Annotated in this window: 1 protein-coding gene; it reads left to right on the plus strand. The window is 68.5% G+C overall.

What is annotated here, in order from left to right:
* Positions 1-411: 411 nt before the first annotated feature.
* On the plus strand, positions 412-944 hold a 533-nt coding region (locus ACTMS2_RS29270), incomplete at its 3' end, for a hypothetical protein (RefSeq protein WP_441178267.1).

The following is a 944-nucleotide window of genomic DNA, read 5'->3' on the forward strand; positions in this document are numbered from 1 at the left end:
CGGCGCGGATGTCCGGTTTCGGCGTGTGATCGGGGGCATCGTGGGGGCGGAATCGTGGGCGGGGCGGGGTCGTTACACCCTGCGTACGACCGAGCAAGGCCACGTCGCCCCGACGCGATGGCGTGCCGGGGTCCCGGAATGATGGCGGGCCGGCGGTCGTTACACATGGTCCGGCCGACGTGAGGGCATCCCCCGGCCCCGCGAGACAGCCGGCCTCTTCCGACCCGCACATGGTTCGAGCATCCGGCCGACACGGCCGATCTGATCTTTCCTCCAGCGAGACGCCGGAGATCCCTCCGGTTCCGTGGAGATCCCCCGAGTTCCTTGGGCGCCGGACGGTGCTTGCACCCGCGCGAAAGCCGATCCCCCTTTTCGGTGTGTGGGTGCCAACCCCCGAATGGAGCATCTGTGATGAACACGATCATGCGTAAGAGCGTTCTTGGTATTGCTGGTCTGGCTGTTGCCGGTGGTCTGGCCGCCGGTCCGCTGAACCACGCCGAGTCGAGCGCGCCGGTGCAGGCGGCGACCCCGATCACCGCCGTCGCGGTGCAGGCCGACAAGCCGGACATGGGCAGGCTGGTGCCGCACGGTGTGCAGGGCGCGCAGTCGCGCATCGACCTGTCCGACGAGCAGGTCGCCAACGTGAAGGCGATCATCGCGGCGACGAAGAAGGCCGGCATGGACGAGCGCGCCGCGGTCGTCTCCATCGCGACCGCGTTGCAGGAGTCGAAGTTGGAGAACCTGGGTCACCTGGGTGACCGCAACGACCACGACTCGCAGGGCCTGTTCCAGCAGCGCCCGTCCTCCGGTTGGGGCACGGTGGAGCAGATCACCGACCCCGAGTACTCGACGACGGCGTTCCTGAAGGGCCTCAAGCAGGTCGACGGGTGGCAGGACATGCCCCTGACCAAGGCCGCGCAGACCGTGCAGGTGTCGGCCTACCC

The organism is Micromonospora sp. SD12 (assembly GCF_052068495.1).
In the GTDB taxonomy this organism is placed as follows: domain Bacteria; phylum Actinomycetota; class Actinomycetes; order Mycobacteriales; family Micromonosporaceae; genus Micromonospora; species Micromonospora echinofusca.